8 protein-coding genes and 1 CRISPR repeat array are annotated in these 14,635 nt (G+C 36.2%); of the genes, 3 read left to right on the top strand and 5 right to left on the bottom strand.

Annotated elements, in window-relative coordinates; translation table 11 throughout:
* The first annotated feature begins 2 nt into the window (after positions 1–2).
* Complete coding sequence (gene malQ, locus AB8M93_RS12560) at positions 3–1,532, top strand: 4-alpha-glucanotransferase (RefSeq protein WP_373058169.1); 1,530 nt, start codon at positions 3–5, stop codon at positions 1,530–1,532.
* Between the two features lie 196 nt (positions 1,533–1,728).
* Here malQ and AB8M93_RS12565 read toward each other — a convergent pair whose 3' ends face one another.
* Entirely contained in the window at positions 1,729–3,009 is a 1,281-nt protein-coding gene (locus tag AB8M93_RS12565) for a carboxypeptidase-like regulatory domain-containing protein (protein ID WP_373058171.1), read from the bottom strand.
* A gap of 359 nt (positions 3,010–3,368) precedes the next feature.
* On the opposite strand from AB8M93_RS12565, the gene AB8M93_RS12570 reads away from it, so the two are divergent.
* Together AB8M93_RS12570 and AB8M93_RS12575 are read left to right on the top strand one after the other, a co-directional pair.
* The gene (locus tag AB8M93_RS12570) at positions 3,369–3,797 is read left to right on the top strand and encodes a transporter substrate-binding domain-containing protein (RefSeq protein WP_373058173.1); all 429 of its coding nucleotides are present in this window, start codon (positions 3,369–3,371) and stop codon (positions 3,795–3,797) included.
* On the top strand, positions 3,794–4,741 hold the full coding sequence (locus AB8M93_RS12575; RefSeq protein WP_373058175.1) for a cation diffusion facilitator family transporter: 948 nt from the start codon (positions 3,794–3,796) through the stop codon (positions 4,739–4,741). Before AB8M93_RS12570 ends, AB8M93_RS12575 begins: the two co-directional genes overlap by 4 nt.
* Positions 4,742–4,804: 63 nt before the next feature.
* Positions 4,805–6,975: direct repeats of the CRISPR family, unit length 46 nt; unit sequence GTTGTGAATTGCTTTCAGAATTGTATTTTTATTCAGGATTCACAGG.
* Positions 6,976–7,139: 164 nt separating this feature from the next.
* Here the strand turns inward: AB8M93_RS12575 and cas2 are convergent.
* The 4 genes from cas2 to cas9 all read right to left on the bottom strand — a co-directional run bounded on the left by cas2 (position 7,140) and on the right by cas9 (position 14,588).
* Positions 7,140–7,484 (bottom strand): CRISPR-associated endonuclease Cas2, encoded by a 345-nt coding sequence (cas2, locus tag AB8M93_RS12580; protein ID WP_373058177.1) that lies wholly within the window; start codon positions 7,482–7,484, stop codon positions 7,140–7,142.
* A gap of 485 nt (positions 7,485–7,969) precedes the next feature.
* The gene (locus tag AB8M93_RS12585) at positions 7,970–8,266 is read right to left on the bottom strand and encodes a GIY-YIG nuclease family protein (protein WP_373058179.1); all 297 of its coding nucleotides are present in this window, start codon (positions 8,264–8,266) and stop codon (positions 7,970–7,972) included.
* 194 nt (positions 8,267–8,460) lie between these two features.
* Complete coding sequence (cas1, locus tag AB8M93_RS12590) at positions 8,461–9,357, bottom strand: type II CRISPR-associated endonuclease Cas1 (RefSeq protein WP_373058181.1); 897 nt, start codon at positions 9,355–9,357, stop codon at positions 8,461–8,463.
* Complete coding sequence (gene cas9 / locus AB8M93_RS12595; RefSeq protein WP_373058183.1) at positions 9,354–14,588, bottom strand: type II CRISPR RNA-guided endonuclease Cas9; 5,235 nt, start codon at positions 14,586–14,588, stop codon at positions 9,354–9,356. Before cas9 ends, cas1 begins: the two co-directional genes overlap by 4 nt.
* Positions 14,589–14,635: the final 47 nt, after the last annotated feature.

Below are 14,635 nucleotides of genomic sequence, written 5' to 3' on the forward strand. Positions count from 1 at the left end.
TTATGGATTTAAAAAGGAGTAGCGGCATATTACTTCATATAACTTCATTGCCTTCAGAATTTGGAATTGGCGATTTAGGGCCTTCAGCTTATAAATTTATTGATTTTCTCCGGGATTCCGGGCATCATTACTGGCAACTACTACCTTTAAATCCTACCCATGCGGCCTATTATCATTCTCCATATAGCAGTTATTCTGCATTTGCGGGAAATCCACTTTTAATTAGCCCTGAACTACTGGTGGAGCAGGATTACTTAAACTCTGATGAGGTTTCAAAACCTAAAAAAGTTTCACACAAAAAGGTGGATTTTAAAGCGGTGGAAGCATTTAAAGTAACGATATTAAATAAAGCGTTTGTAAATTATAAATCTAAAAGTGCCTCCTCTAGCTTCAAAAAATTTTGTAATAAACATCGTAAATGGTTGGAAGATTTTGCGCTTTTTCAGGTTTTTACAAAGGAATATGGCCGCGGTTGGACTTCATGGCCCGCAGAAATAAAGAACAGGGAAGACAAAGCAATAAAAAAAGCATATAAGGATTTTGCTGAAGAAATAGAAAAAGAAAAATTTTTCCAGTTCCTGTTTTTTCAACAGTGGGAGGGACTGGTGGAATATGCACAAGAAAATGAGATTGCTTTTATTGGAGACATTCCGTTTTATGTAAACCATGAAAGTGCAGATTGCTGGGCAAATGCCGAATATTTTAAGCTGAATGATGAAAAAGAGCCCACCCATGTATCTGGCGTTCCACCAGATTATTTTAGTGAAACCGGGCAACTTTGGGGCACGCCTGTATTCAACTGGAAAAAACTTCAGCAAAACAATTTTGATTGGTGGGTGCAGCGCTTAAAGCAAAATCTACTTCTTTTTGATGTGGTAAGGCTGGATCATTTCCGCGCCTTTTCGGCTTACTGGGAAGTGCCGGCAAAAGAAGAAACCGCTATAAACGGAAAATGGATTAAAACCCCTGGTACTCAATTCTTCAGATTAATTAAAAAAGAATTTCCTGAAATGCCCTTTATTGCAGAGGATTTAGGGTCTCTGGACGAGCCGGTATATAAACTCCTGAAAAGGTTCCATTTCCCGGGTATGAATGTGTTGCATTTCGCTTTTGGAGAGGAGAAGGCAGATAATCCGTACCTGCCATTTAATCATAAGCCGCACAGTATTGTATATACCGGCACGCATGATAACAATACCAGCAGGGGCTGGTATGAGGCTCTTGATAAAACTTCTAAAAAGCATTTAAGGCGTTATACCGGTAAAGAAGTTAACAAAAAAAATGTCCATAAAATTCTTCATACCCTGGCACTTAAATCGGTTTCAAAAGTTGCTGTTTTTCCTTTACAGGATCTTATGGGCAAAGGAGAAGAAGCGATTATGAATACTCCGGGGACTATAAAAAATAACTGGACGTGGCGGGTGGAAAAGGAAGAAATACCAGTGGAAAACGTGAAACTATTCAGGGAGAAGAATATTTTGTATGGCAGGTTTAAAGAACCTGTTCCTGTTGTTAAAAAGAAAAAGAAGTAGGAGAGGAGACCTTTAAATTCAAAATGTTTATTATAATAATCTCTCTATCAGCCATCAAACTTTATATGGTAAAACCATACCATAGCCACTGCATTTTAGGAAGTGCTATCTTACCTATCGAATGCTTAAACTAAAACATATAAAAGCCGCCTTTACTAATTTGTAAAAGGCGGCTTTATCAAATTGAAAAGAAAGGTTATTCCTTAGTAATGTTGCGCTTAATTTTTTCAATAGCGTTTTGAATAGATTTTTCAGGTTCAATAATATTGTTATTTCCCCAAAACTCCTGATCGTAGAAACCGCTGGCATCATCGGCCATTACTACGTAAGGATCAATAATGTTATTATTTTTCTTCCATTCGCTATCACTATATCTTTCCCAATCTGTGACTACCATTTCACTGTTAACAGTATAGCGGGAGTTGAAAATTTTCTTTTTCCAGTTCACCACGTATTCCATGGTGGCATTTCCATACGAAAAATGCCATTTTCCATCTTTTTCAGCATAATCCACCTCATAATATAAATCTACAGGATATACTTTGGACCCTGCAGGTTTTTTCTTCACAAACATCCTGGTGGCAATGTCCCGGTTATCCACATCCATTTCATATTTTGCCCTCACCAGGGTAAGGCTTTCGGCATCAATAAATAATTGACCGTAGTACCAGGGAGTGGATTTATCCATTTCTTCAAAATTTACCACGTAAATGTAACGCTCATCAATTTTTGTAGGATCATCAAAACTGAATTCATAAGTTTCCAGCATTTCCGGTTGCAGCACATACTCGGTGTACTTTATAAGGTCCAGATATAAGCTGTTAAAAGGTCCTCCCCTAAGCTTTAATGCCAAGGTATCCAACCTGTCATAATCTGTACTTTTCCTTGATTTGTAAATAGACACAAGATCCTTTTTTCTGGAATTATGAGGCGATTTATAAATTTTCACCACTGCTTCAGATAAGGAAACATTGGTACGGCGCCTTTTAATAATCTCCCTGTAAAAGGCAGTCATTAGGGTCTGTTCAGTAATATAATTATTATCCTTTTGAGCAAGCATTTTACGCACTAAAGACCTTGCATCCTTAGCATCAAAAAGGGTTACTTCTGAAAGTTTTTCTACAGATTCTTCCAGTTCTACCCTATCATTATTCTTGAAGAACTCCAGTGGCAGGTTTTTACTGCTGAACCCCAGATAAGAAACATTCACGGTCACAGGAGTAAGGCTGTCCGGAACCTTTAGTAAAAATTCTCCTGCTGCATTGGTGATGGTCGAGATATTACTGCGGTTGACTGAGATTAAAGCGGAGGCGATTGGATTATTATTCGCACTATTCACCACCATACCTTTATATTCAGTATAACTTCCGGTGTTTTGCTGTTGGAATGCAAAAGAAAAATCAGGCATTAACCATAAGAACATAAGCAGAAGCACAATGATTTTGCTCTTCATCTCATAAAAATAAAGTGTTTTCATAGCTACAGGTATTTAGAAATGCTAATTCCCTAAGATAATACATTATAAATAATGTATTAACATTTTTTTAGTTAAAATTTTTAGGTATTCTAAAATATAATATTTACTGCTCTCTCCAGAGAAGGCTATGGTAACTGCAAATACATTTCCTGTATGGTTAATCATTTTTAAATCTGTTCCCGAAATTGTGTGCTCATTTTAAAAATCAGGCGCTGATATTAACTAACCCGTAAATTTTAGAATCTTTTTGCCAAAGTTCTATTCATAGATAGCCAATAGCTTCCTGATTAGGCAGGTTTTAGGGATATTTTAACTCCTAGCAGCAGCAGCAGCAGAACGATGTTTTGTAATTTTAAAGTATGAAAAAGCTATACATTCTACTAATTGTGGCTTTTGCGGGATGCACTTATCCTCAGGATCCACATCACTCGTTCGAAAATGCAAAGCAAAAATCTCTTAAAGTAGGAGCAGTTATCAATCCTCCTTACGTGACCAGGCAAAATGGATCTTATGGAGGAGAGGAAATTGAAATGCTAAAGAGATTTGCTGAAAATGAGCACTTTCAAATAGACTTTGAAGAAGGTTCAGAGAGTGACCTAGTCGAAAAACTGGAGAAATATGAGATTCAGGTAATGGCAGGTGGTTTTTCAAAGAAAAGTATCTGGAAAAAGAAAGCAGGGCTTACTACTCCATATGACAAGAAACACGTGTTTCTTGTTCCTAAAGGAGAGAACAGGCTGTTGCAACAGTTAGAGACCTTTATTTTTAAAAAATCAAGTAAATCATGAGAAGTATTCAGGATTACCATCTTCCAAAAGAGCTTGAGGATGATCTTAAATCTGCCAAAAAAATAGAATGGATTACGGTGATTTACCTGCTATCGGTAGTGGTGGTGATGTACCTGGTTATGGGGTCCTCACAGGCCATGAAATCTGCATGGTTGGAAGACGTTCTGGGATTGGTGCCCTCGGTGGCTTTTCTTATTTCCACTCAAATAAACAGTAAAGCACCTAATGACAGATTTCGCTACGGGTACCATCGTGTATTTTCTATTTCTTTTTTAATAGGGGCGGCCGCTTTATTAGGAATGGGAATTTTTATGATCTACGATTCTTCCATGTCCCTCATAAAGGCTGAACATCCTACCATAGGAAACCGGATGATCTTTGGAGAGCGAATCTGGATGGGTTGGGTAATGATAGTGGCTCTAATATATAGTTCTGTACCCTCGATGATACTTGGTTTTAAAAAATTACCCAAAGCAAAAACCCTTCATAATAAAGTACTTTATACAGATGCCAAAGCTCAAAAAGCAGATTATATGACCGCCTTTGCGGCTATTGTTGGAATAGTGGGAGTAGGTGCCGGCTGGTGGTGGGCAGATTCTGTGGCAGCTTTATTCATCTCCATTTCGGTTTTAAAAGACGGGATTAATTATGTTTCCACTGCGGTAACAGATTTAATGGATCGTAGCCCCGTAACTTTAAAGAAGGAAAAAGAAGTACCTCTTATGAATGAAATAAAAGATCTGGTGCTTTCCTGGGACTGGGTGCAGGATGCCAAGGTAAGGTTTCGGGAAGACGGGCAGGTTTTTATGGGGGAGATTGCGGTAGTTCCAAAAGCTGGAGTAGATACTGCCCAACTGGAAGATGCTTATGACAAGGTGTATGATTATTCCTGGAAAATAAGCGATGTGGTTATCGCGCCGGTGAAGAGCCTGCCGAAGTGGTAGTGGTATCCTATATTTTTATTCAGGATTCACAGGCGCGGCATACCAACAAACAAAAGACAGCTTGTTGTGAATTGCTTTCAGAATTGTATTTTTATTCAGGATTCACAGGCGTACTTATTGGAATCCACGTACATAATCCGTTGTAAATTGCTTTCAGAATTGTATTTTTATTCAGGATTCACAGGATAGCTTTTCCAGGGAAGCAACGGCATCGGGTTGTGAATTGCTTTCAGAATTGTATTTTTATTCAGGATTCACAGGAGAAAAGCCTGCATTCAGCGTTAATATAACGTTGTGAATTGCTTTCAGAATTGTATTTTTATTCAGGATTCACAGGTCCACCGAAGATGAAGTTTTCCAGGCACTGTTGTGAATTGCTTTCAGAATTGTATTTTTATTCAGGATTCACAGGTGATCTTTAAGACCGGGGAATATCTAGGTAGTTGTGAATTGCTTTCAGAATTGTATTTTTATTCAGGATTCACAGGGCTAATAGTCCAAATCTGTTTACAACTACTGTTGTGAATTGCTTTCAGAATTGTATTTTTATTCAGGATTCACAGGATTATTTCAATTCCTTAAAATCCTTAAAATGTTGTGAATTGCTTTCAGAATTGTATTTTTATTCAGGATTCACAGGGTATTCCTGATCTGTTTAAAGAGACTTTCGGTTGTGAATTGCTTTCAGAATTGTATTTTTATTCAGGATTCACAGGAATGGGGATAAGGAAATAATTGAGGAAAGAGTTGTGAATTGCTTTCAGAATTGTATTTTTATTCAGGATTCACAGGGTTAGATCAAAAGTCCTGAATGAGGGGTTTGTTGTGAATTGCTTTCAGAATTGTATTTTTATTCAGGATTCACAGGAAGGCAAAAATATTCATGTTACGCTTGCAGTTGTGAATTGCTTTCAGAATTGTATTTTTATTCAGGATTCACAGGTTTAACTGATCGAAATTGGTAATATCAAAAGTTGTGAATTGCTTTCAGAATTGTATTTTTATTCAGGATTCACAGGCCATGTTACTCAAAAAATGAAACTGTTATAGTTGTGAATTGCTTTCAGAATTGTATTTTTATTCAGGATTCACAGGTCATACGATTATAGAAAGTATCAAGTACTTGTTGTGAATTGCTTTCAGAATTGTATTTTTATTCAGGATTCACAGGAAATTAAGCGATTATTTCGTACTAATGGCTGTTGTGAATTGCTTTCAGAATTGTATTTTTATTCAGGATTCACAGGTGTTTTTTCATACTCTTTTCACCCAACCGTGTTGTGAATTGCTTTCAGAATTGTATTTTTATTCAGGATTCACAGGGAAACTTATTTTGCTTCCAATGGCTACCTGGTTGTGAATTGCTTTCAGAATTGTATTTTTATTCAGGATTCACAGGAACCGGGTACTTGTTTATGATCCGCCGACGGTTGTGAATTGCTTTCAGAATTGTATTTTTATTCAGGATTCACAGGTAATGTGGCTGAACGGAAAACCGCTTACCAGTTGTGAATTGCTTTCAGAATTGTATTTTTATTCAGGATTCACAGGTGTTTGAAGGCGTGGCAAAATACATGGAACGTTGTGAATTGCTTTCAGAATTGTATTTTTATTCAGGATTCACAGGAAAAGAATATTTTGAAAAAATTCAAAAGCTGTTGTGAATTGCTTTCAGAATTGTATTTTTATTCAGGATTCACAGGAAGAATTGTAAACCCAAATTTAATAGACATGTTGTGAATTGCTTTCAGAATTGTATTTTTATTCAGGATTCACAGGAAGTATAATTAAAAATCGAAATACTAATCGGTTGTGAATTGCTTTCAGAATTGTATTTTTATTCAGGATTCACAGGTTTACAAGTTTAAATTCAGAGACGGAGCTCGTTGTGAATTGCTTTCAGAATTGTATTTTTATTCAGGATTCACAGGTAACCTCGATGCTTATTCAAGTGGATAACCGTTGTGAATTGCTTTCAGAATTGTATTTTTATTCAGGATTCACAGGTCCTTAATAAAAAAGAACTTCGCGCAATTGTTGTGAATTGCTTTCAGAATTGTATTTTTATTCAGGATTCACAGGACAACTCTTTTAAACGGCTGCTACCAGCGAGTTGTGAATTGCTTTCAGAATTGTATTTTTATTCAGGATTCACAGGGGCAGCTTTGCAAACAGAAAATGAGAATCTGTTGTGAATTGCTTTCAGAATTGTATTTTTATTCAGGATTCACAGGATACCGGCCCTAAAAAGCTGGTATTCTGTTTTTTATGCGGTATATCAGGATTGAAAAATAAGGAAGAAAACCGAGGTCTCGACTTTGTTCGAACTGACAATTTTTATCCTGGACATCAGGATGCCAAACAGAATTAAAGAATGAAGCTATGCTGTAATTTCTTTTTAAAAAAGTTCGAGTTGCTGAATGGGTTGTTCCGCTTCTGCTTCTTTCTGCCCGTGGTATAATTGCATCATCCCAAACTGTTTATCGGTTATTTGCATTATACATATCTTACCTTTCTTTGGCAGGGCCCGTTGCGTCCGCTTTATATGTACTTCCGCATTTTCCCGACTGGGGCAAAAGCGGGTGTAAATGGAAAACTGGAACATCCCGAAACCGTCATCAAGAAGGTTTTTTCTAAAACGGGTTGCAGCCTTCCTTTCCCTACGGGTTTCAGTTGGCAGATCAAAAAATACAAGTACCCACATGCTTCTGTATTGGTTTAAGCGTGAAAATCGATCGTTCATGTTACTGTTTATGTAATAAAATTTCCAGTTCCGGTGGCTTCGATACGATTTTCTGCCGAAAATCACTCAGCCACCTGACTGGTTTCGCAATGATATCGGTACAATCTTCTGCCGAAAATCACTCAGCCACCTGATTGGTTTCACAATGATATCGGTACAATCTTCTGCCGAAAATCACTCAGCCACCTGGCTCGTTTCACAATGATATCGGTACGATTTTCTGCCGAAAATCACTCAGCCATCTGACTGGTTTCACAATGATATCGGTACGATTTTCTGCCGAAAATCACTCAGCCACCTGACTGGTTTCGCAATGATATCTGTACAATCTTCTGCCGAAAATCACTCAGCCACCTGGTTCAGGTTGCAATAACATCGGCATAATTTTGTACCTATAGTCATTCAGCCACCTAGAATGGTCGTTGAGTGGCCGCCTAAGCGGCTGTATCGAAACGACCAATTCTATTCGAAATCTTCGTTATTATTCAATCTCTTTTCATTGAAAATACTTTTTTTGCAAGTCTGGGAAGCAATTCGGTTTCTCCCCTCATTAAAGCTTCCTTTTTCTTTCTACTCCAGCCTTGTATTTGTTTTTCACGGTAAAAAGCTTCGTCTATCCTGGAATATTCTTCATAATACAATAATTCTACTGGTAATCTTTTTGATGTATGTCTTGATCCTGTTCCGTTATTATGCTGTAATAACCTTCTTTCAAGATATTTTGTACTACCTGTGTAGTATGAACCATCACTGCATAATACTATGTACATATATCCTTTCATAATATAAAAAATCGATCCACCTATGGCTCCGATAAGATTTTCTATCGAAAATCACTCAACCACCTGGCGCAGGTCACAATAAAATCGGCATAAGTTTTATCCCGAATATTACTAGCCAACATTGAGTGGTCGTTGAGTGGCCTCCTATGCGGCTGTACCCAAACGACCGTTTGCCTATAGTGATATCTAAACGACTATTCATACACCGGATATAATATCTTCCGGCTCATCCCAGCAAAACATTCCTGTAACGAATTAGTGGTGCGGCTCATCGCCACCATAAGCGGACTCACTTTATCATCGATTACCACATCCATTGCAGGGATTTGTAAAAGCTGACTTTTTAGAAAAGTATTTAATTCTTTAATATCTTCACCAGTACTAACAATTTCATACACCAGGTCGTCAACGTAGATGCGGTAAGGCTCCATAATATCATCGGCCAGGGCAAAGGCGTTATACTTGTTATGATGAAAAATGCCAACACCTGGCAACATGCCAGAACTAATCAAAGCTCTTGCGGTCACTGCCCTTAAGATCGCATAGCCGTAATTCAGCAGGTTGTTGGGTGGAATGCCATTGCGATACCGGCTAAAACCTTCAATCTCGAATAGGTTTTGCCAGTAGTGCGCCGCGGCTATGGCCTCATGATTTTCATTATCACCGCTTTTAACTTCATTCGCCCATCTTGCCAGTTTTTTATAATTTTTGCCACGGCGGAACAGGTGATTGGCCTGATTTGAAATCTTTGCGCTTACAGTTTGCTGCCAGAGATTCTTCTTTAGCGGCAGGCTGGCGTTTAGCTGGTTCGCAAAACGTTCGGTCTGTTCGGTATGGCCTACAAGAGGTTGCAGGAGCGAGCAGGGGAGATGTTGCTTATCACAATTTACTACAGCCGTTTTGTTCTGAATTAATTTAGTGATTAGTCCGTTGGTAAGGGTGATCTGTGGGTTTTCGAGGACCAGCACCCCAATATCTTCTATAGGCTCGGTTCTATTTTCTTTTTCCTTTTCAGGAAATGAAATCACCAGTTGCTCATTCTTGGTGCTGAGGTAAGCCGGATTGCCGAAAAAGAGGGTACGTTTGATCATAATTCTAAAGATTGTATTCTGCCTAGCTTATCAACATTCAGTTTGATACAGTAGTCTTTTATTTGTAAATCCTGTGAATTGTTTAACCTATCATTAATTAATTCTCTTGTTAAGTTTGAAATAGAACCTTTTCCGCCCAATTCATTTTTAATTTCTAAATTTTTAAATTCTTTCTCACTATTAATTTCTTTAAGACTCTTAAGACTAGCACCGGTCAACTGCAAAATTGGATTTGAAATGATTTGTGGAACAAAACGTAAAGTACTACCTGAAGCATTATTGAACTTATATATTCTAATTTTTGAAAGAGGGTCGGACTTTAATCTGTTTAAGATCATTGATTTAATATTCCCAACTCCATCTTTAATCTGTTCAATTTCCTCTTCAAAAGGCAGATAGACCAAATCATTAGGTTGTAAAATGAATTTTAGGTTATAAACTTCATTTTCAATTATTTTTTTCTCCTCTAATGAATACCTTTCATTGTTCTTAATAGCTTCAATGCTATCTTTAATTTTTGGAGTGAAAAATTGCCTTTGGCTAAATAGCCCTTCCTTTTCATAAATACCACAGTAGACATTAGCGCCATCGGCGGTTTCTACAAATCTTTTTGTTTTATGGGGAGCTTCGCCTACCTGAAATTTCTCACCTTCTTTTTCATAAATACCAACTTTATAAATGGGTTTATGATTTTGTCCTTTATTCAAGATTTTAATGTTATCATTCATCTCTTTAACACCTTGAGTCGAAAATGCCAATTCTTCTGGCTTTATTTTTTTATTCTTTTCATCGACTTGATTTTGATATTTTGGATTTTTTAAATGAGCACTTAAAATTTCTCTTATCGATGGGTCAGTCACCATTTCGATTTTTGATTCATCAAAAGAAGAATCTAATTTGCCTTTAAATCTTGACCGAATATATTTTATATAAACGGCAATTTTTTTTATACCATTGATCTCCAAAAGGTTAACAATATCTTTTTTGCTTCTACCCTTCTCTTTAAAACCTTTGATTTGTTCGCGTAGTTTCGGATTTACAATTAAATCTATGTTTTCAAAAGCTTCCTCAATAGAAACTACAGTTTTAAACTGGTACAATTTTGATCTTCCATATAAAGTATCTTTATGGATTTTCCTCCTCACCCCCCAATTCTTCTCATTCCCATTCTCTTTCCTCAGATCATTTTGCGAAACCAAAACTTTTCTTTTTTTTCCATTTATAGTTTCCCAACGTTCAATTTTATTGGTGGCTTGGGTAGCCACCTTATTGTTTTTCTTGAAAGATATAATAATATCCTCTAACGCCTTCTTAGTGAGATTTTTGATTTTTGGAAAATCCTCGGTAATTTCGCCTTGATATAAAAGTTTTGGCTCTTCTTTCCACCATTCAAAAGGCAATTTGTAGTTTCTACCATTGTTTCCTTTGAACGTTAATTTGTTTTTTAATTTTTGATGAATTTCACTCTTAGCAGATTTTGCATGAATGTTATTAATATAGTTGATATGTGCTTGCGTGGTCAATGCTACAACAAGTGCATCAAGGGCGTGATGTCTATGGTCTATTCTTTTTTTGCTGAAATCCTCATCAATCTCTTCGGGCACATTTCCTACAAAAATTTTATGGCCGTTGATAATTCTTTCTTCACCAAACAGTTTAGAATCAGTTATGGCGTTCAGTCTTTTAAAGCGGTCATTGACCAAGTCACCCCAAGCATCGTTAAGATGCCAGTCTTGCCTGAGCATGGAAGTCACCATTCCGTTTACCGAAAGCAGGTTTTTCGATTTGAAATAATCGTCGTCTTCTTCGGCTCTCACAACATTACTTAGCCATTTCATAGCAATCTTACCGATATAAGCAGTATTTACAAATTGGGCGTTTGTGAATTTACTAGGTATATTTTCACTTAATAGAATATCCCTTTTAGTACCTGAAAAATTATTTTCAGCCAGCTTTTTATAATCAAGTGGCTTTAAGACTTCAGTGTCTTTACTATGGGCACTACAAAAAATTGTACCGCCATTGTACGTCTTTATAAATTCGTAACCTGTTAACTGGTCTTTGACTTTGTTGACCTCCGTTTCGCAGATAATTTTATTGTACATAGCGTCAAGGTTCACTCTCTTTTTAGGCAGTATATGCTCTATCTCATATTTTTCCCTATTAAACAAATCGGAAAGTTTAATAAACTTTCCTGTGTAAGGTGATTGGTAACGTTGCTCTAACCACAGCTTATATTTGACTAACTCGCTTCTTGTAAGTTCTGCTTTGTTGCTGATTGAACTTAGCTCTTTTTTTGTAATTGAGGACTTCCCTTCATCATCTTTTTTACTGTCTTTAAAATGATAGGATTCGCTTCCTTTATCGTATTTTATGATATCTAGTGCGCCTTCTTCAATGAGCTTTAAGCGCTCTTTTTGCTTGAATTTTTCTTCACTTATATCTTGCTCTTTTATATCCTCTTTAAGAGCCGTCAACAGTTGTTTTATCCTCTTGTTTGTAGCTTTGTTTTTCGAGTTTCTGTCACTAATTGCTTCTCGACCCTTTTTTGATTTCTTGAGGTCTCTCGAAAGTTCAAGATGAATGTTGTCAAAAAACTTTTCGTTTTCATTGCCATAAGTTTCCCAAATCTTACAGACCAAATTCATAGTCTCAATCAGCACACCCTCTACAACAGGGTTGTTAAGTGAGTGCTGCCTAAAATCATTTTTTATAAAATCCTTTATTGCTTCTACCGAATGCCATTGATGAGTTTCGCCTACTTCAGAATATTTATTGTAAATTAAGTAGCAGGCTTGGTCTGTATTTAAAAATGATGGTTTCTTGTTAAAGTCATATCTCTTCTTGTGAAATGCAGTAAGGGTCCCTTTGGAATAGTCTTCCTTATCAACAATTTGTGATATTTTCTCCTTGTCCCACTCAATCGCTTCCCATTTATCCTTTATTGTTTTTAACTTCTCACTGAATGAATGTATATAGGTTTGGTTAGTTTGATATTGTTCTGTTTGTATTAAAGGCAATATCTTCTTTATTGCTTTTTCCGAGTAGTTAGCGAAATCACTTGGATATGGGCGAATACTCTCGAACTCGTTTATTAATGGGTCTAACCATCTTAAACTGAAATCATTTTGGTTTAAAAGTTTCGTGAATAGTGTACTGAGCGCTTTTCTAAAAGCTGTGTCCTCTAATTTTATCGAATAGGCAAAATGCCACAGGGCAAAAGTATTTTCAAAGGTTAGGAACGCTTCCCAATTAAAAGACTCGTCATCTATCTTTACACGTCTTAGTTTTGTTATGAATTTAGCTCGGGTTTCATTACAGGGAAATCCTTCTCGGCTCGCTATTTTGTCGTTATCACGATCACGGCTGGAACGGTTCCAGTAATATTCCTTTTCATTTAAATTGAGGAATTTCAAAAATTGCTTTTCGGTTATTTCACGACGATTAAATAAGAATGAAAATAACATATTTATCCCTTGTTGATATAATTTTTCCTCATCTAACTCATTGAGATCTTTAATCTTTGCAAGTTTTGCAACAACTTTTTGGGTTACGTCGACATTCAATTTGATATCCTTTCCATCTGATTTTTGAAAGGCATAAACCTTCAGGTTCCTTATTAACTGCCAAAGACGAAATTCTTGAAAATATGGATTAGATTTCGGTACTACCTTTAACTTTTTTTGAATTAAATCCTTATAAGTATCGTTGTTTTTCTTATTAAAAAATCGTGCCTCATACGTACAATTTTTGATTTCGGACTTCTTGGATTTTAATTCACGTTGGAAAAGGATAGTATCATTGGCAATGAAATTGGTTAGATCTTTTTTAAGTAATTCTTTTCTATGTATTTCATTTTTAGGATAAAGTGCCTGAACCGCTTTTTTAAATAGAGCGATGTCATCAAGTGTATCAGGATAAAACTCTTTTTGTTTATCTAAAATAGCAGTAAGCTCATTTTTGTAATGATCTCTGCTTATAACGGTTATTGTGCCACCTTTAATTTTGAAATCTGGATTATCGAGTAATTTTTCATACAAATAAGTTGAAACACCTACATTTTTATTATTGTCTGAATTCTCTATTATAAATGCGTTTAAGTCTGCATCAATCTTTAACTTCTTTAGTTTCCAATCACTATCGTCTGGAATACTAATACTTTGAGCCCTCGCTCCTGATTTTTGAATACCATCTTTTAAATAGGTTGTTTTAATTATGATCTCAAGATTCTGGCCAATTAGCTTTTTAGCATCTTTCCTTGAATCCTCTTTTTCAAGACCGGAATCAAAGACTAAAATAGATTTATTTTTACTGCCTTTTTTTACGTCAACAACTTTTCTTTCTTGAATTTCCTGAATCAGATACTCCGTCTCTATAGTTTTTCCGTTTTCATCAATTTTATGGCTCATTTCAACTTCCTTAAAATCCCCAACTTTGGTGACAGGCATATTTGTTCTTTCAAAATAGGTAAAGAAAACTACAGCCTCCTGATTCTCCTCTGGCTTGTCGCCAAGTTCTATTTTAAAAGTGTTGTCCTCTGTTTTGATTGCCGATAGTACTTGCTTGGTTACAACTTCCTTATCGTTTTCTTTTTCATCAGATCCGCGAACAGCCTTATATCCTCGCTTTTGGTTATAACTCAATAAAATCCAAGAAAGTTCTTCCAACGATATTTTTTCATTGAGAGCTTTCTGCCTTAAATAATAAAGTGTCCAATCATAAGGGATTTTTGTTTCTTTAGTTCCAATGGATTTTCCTAAGTTGTTTTTAATTGGTTTTCCATAAAAAAGCTCAGGTTGCTTTATTCTGAAATCACTTAACATTTCTTCATAAGAGTTTAGAAAATAAAATCGCTTTTTTCCTTTATCACCCTCATAATATGCTAAGTTTGGTTCAGTATTATTTTTGAACTGACCTCTTTTTTTTCCAAAGTCAATATTAACTGTATAATGTTCAGGTAATGCCTTAAGTATATTGAGGATAACGTGTAATCTATCACGTCTAAGAATATAACGTTCCTTGTTTTTTCGAGCACTTCTCAAATCAGTACGATTGGCAGCTTTACTGGTTAACGTGGCTCCTTCTTGAAACTTGCTTATTTCGCCAGAATCCATTGGAATGATTCTTGAACCAAGGGCTATAACATTAACCACAAAATTTTCTTTATCGATCTCAACCAATGCCCATCCAATGGAGTTAGTTCCCAAATCCAGTCCTAAAATTCTTTTCATTTAAAATATTTTGTTATATTCGTTCTACAATTCTGAAGCAATTCACA

The sequence above is a fragment of the Autumnicola aciditolerans genome (genome assembly GCF_041679265.1).
Taxonomy (GTDB): domain Bacteria; phylum Bacteroidota; class Bacteroidia; order Flavobacteriales; family Flavobacteriaceae; genus Autumnicola.

Excerpts from the sequence above, each read along its gene's own strand:
- cas1 (WP_373058181.1), bottom strand. The coding sequence starts at position 9,357 with ATGATCAAACGTACCCTCTTTTTCGGCAATCCGGCTTACCTCAGCACC.
- cas9 (WP_373058183.1), bottom strand. The coding sequence starts at position 14,588 with ATGAAAAGAATTTTAGGACTGGATTTGGGAACTAACTCCATTGGATGG.
- cas2 (WP_373058177.1), bottom strand. The coding sequence starts at position 7,484 with ATGAACGATCGATTTTCACGCTTAAACCAATACAGAAGCATGTGGGTA.
- AB8M93_RS12575 (WP_373058175.1), top strand. The coding sequence starts at position 3,794 with ATGAGAAGTATTCAGGATTACCATCTTCCAAAAGAGCTTGAGGATGAT.
- AB8M93_RS12570 (WP_373058173.1), top strand. The coding sequence starts at position 3,369 with ATGAAAAAGCTATACATTCTACTAATTGTGGCTTTTGCGGGATGCACT.
- malQ (WP_373058169.1), top strand. The coding sequence starts at position 3 with ATGGATTTAAAAAGGAGTAGCGGCATATTACTTCATATAACTTCATTG.
- AB8M93_RS12585 (WP_373058179.1), bottom strand. The coding sequence starts at position 8,266 with ATGAAAGGATATATGTACATAGTATTATGCAGTGATGGTTCATACTAC.
- AB8M93_RS12565 (WP_373058171.1), bottom strand. The coding sequence starts at position 3,009 with ATGAAAACACTTTATTTTTATGAGATGAAGAGCAAAATCATTGTGCTT.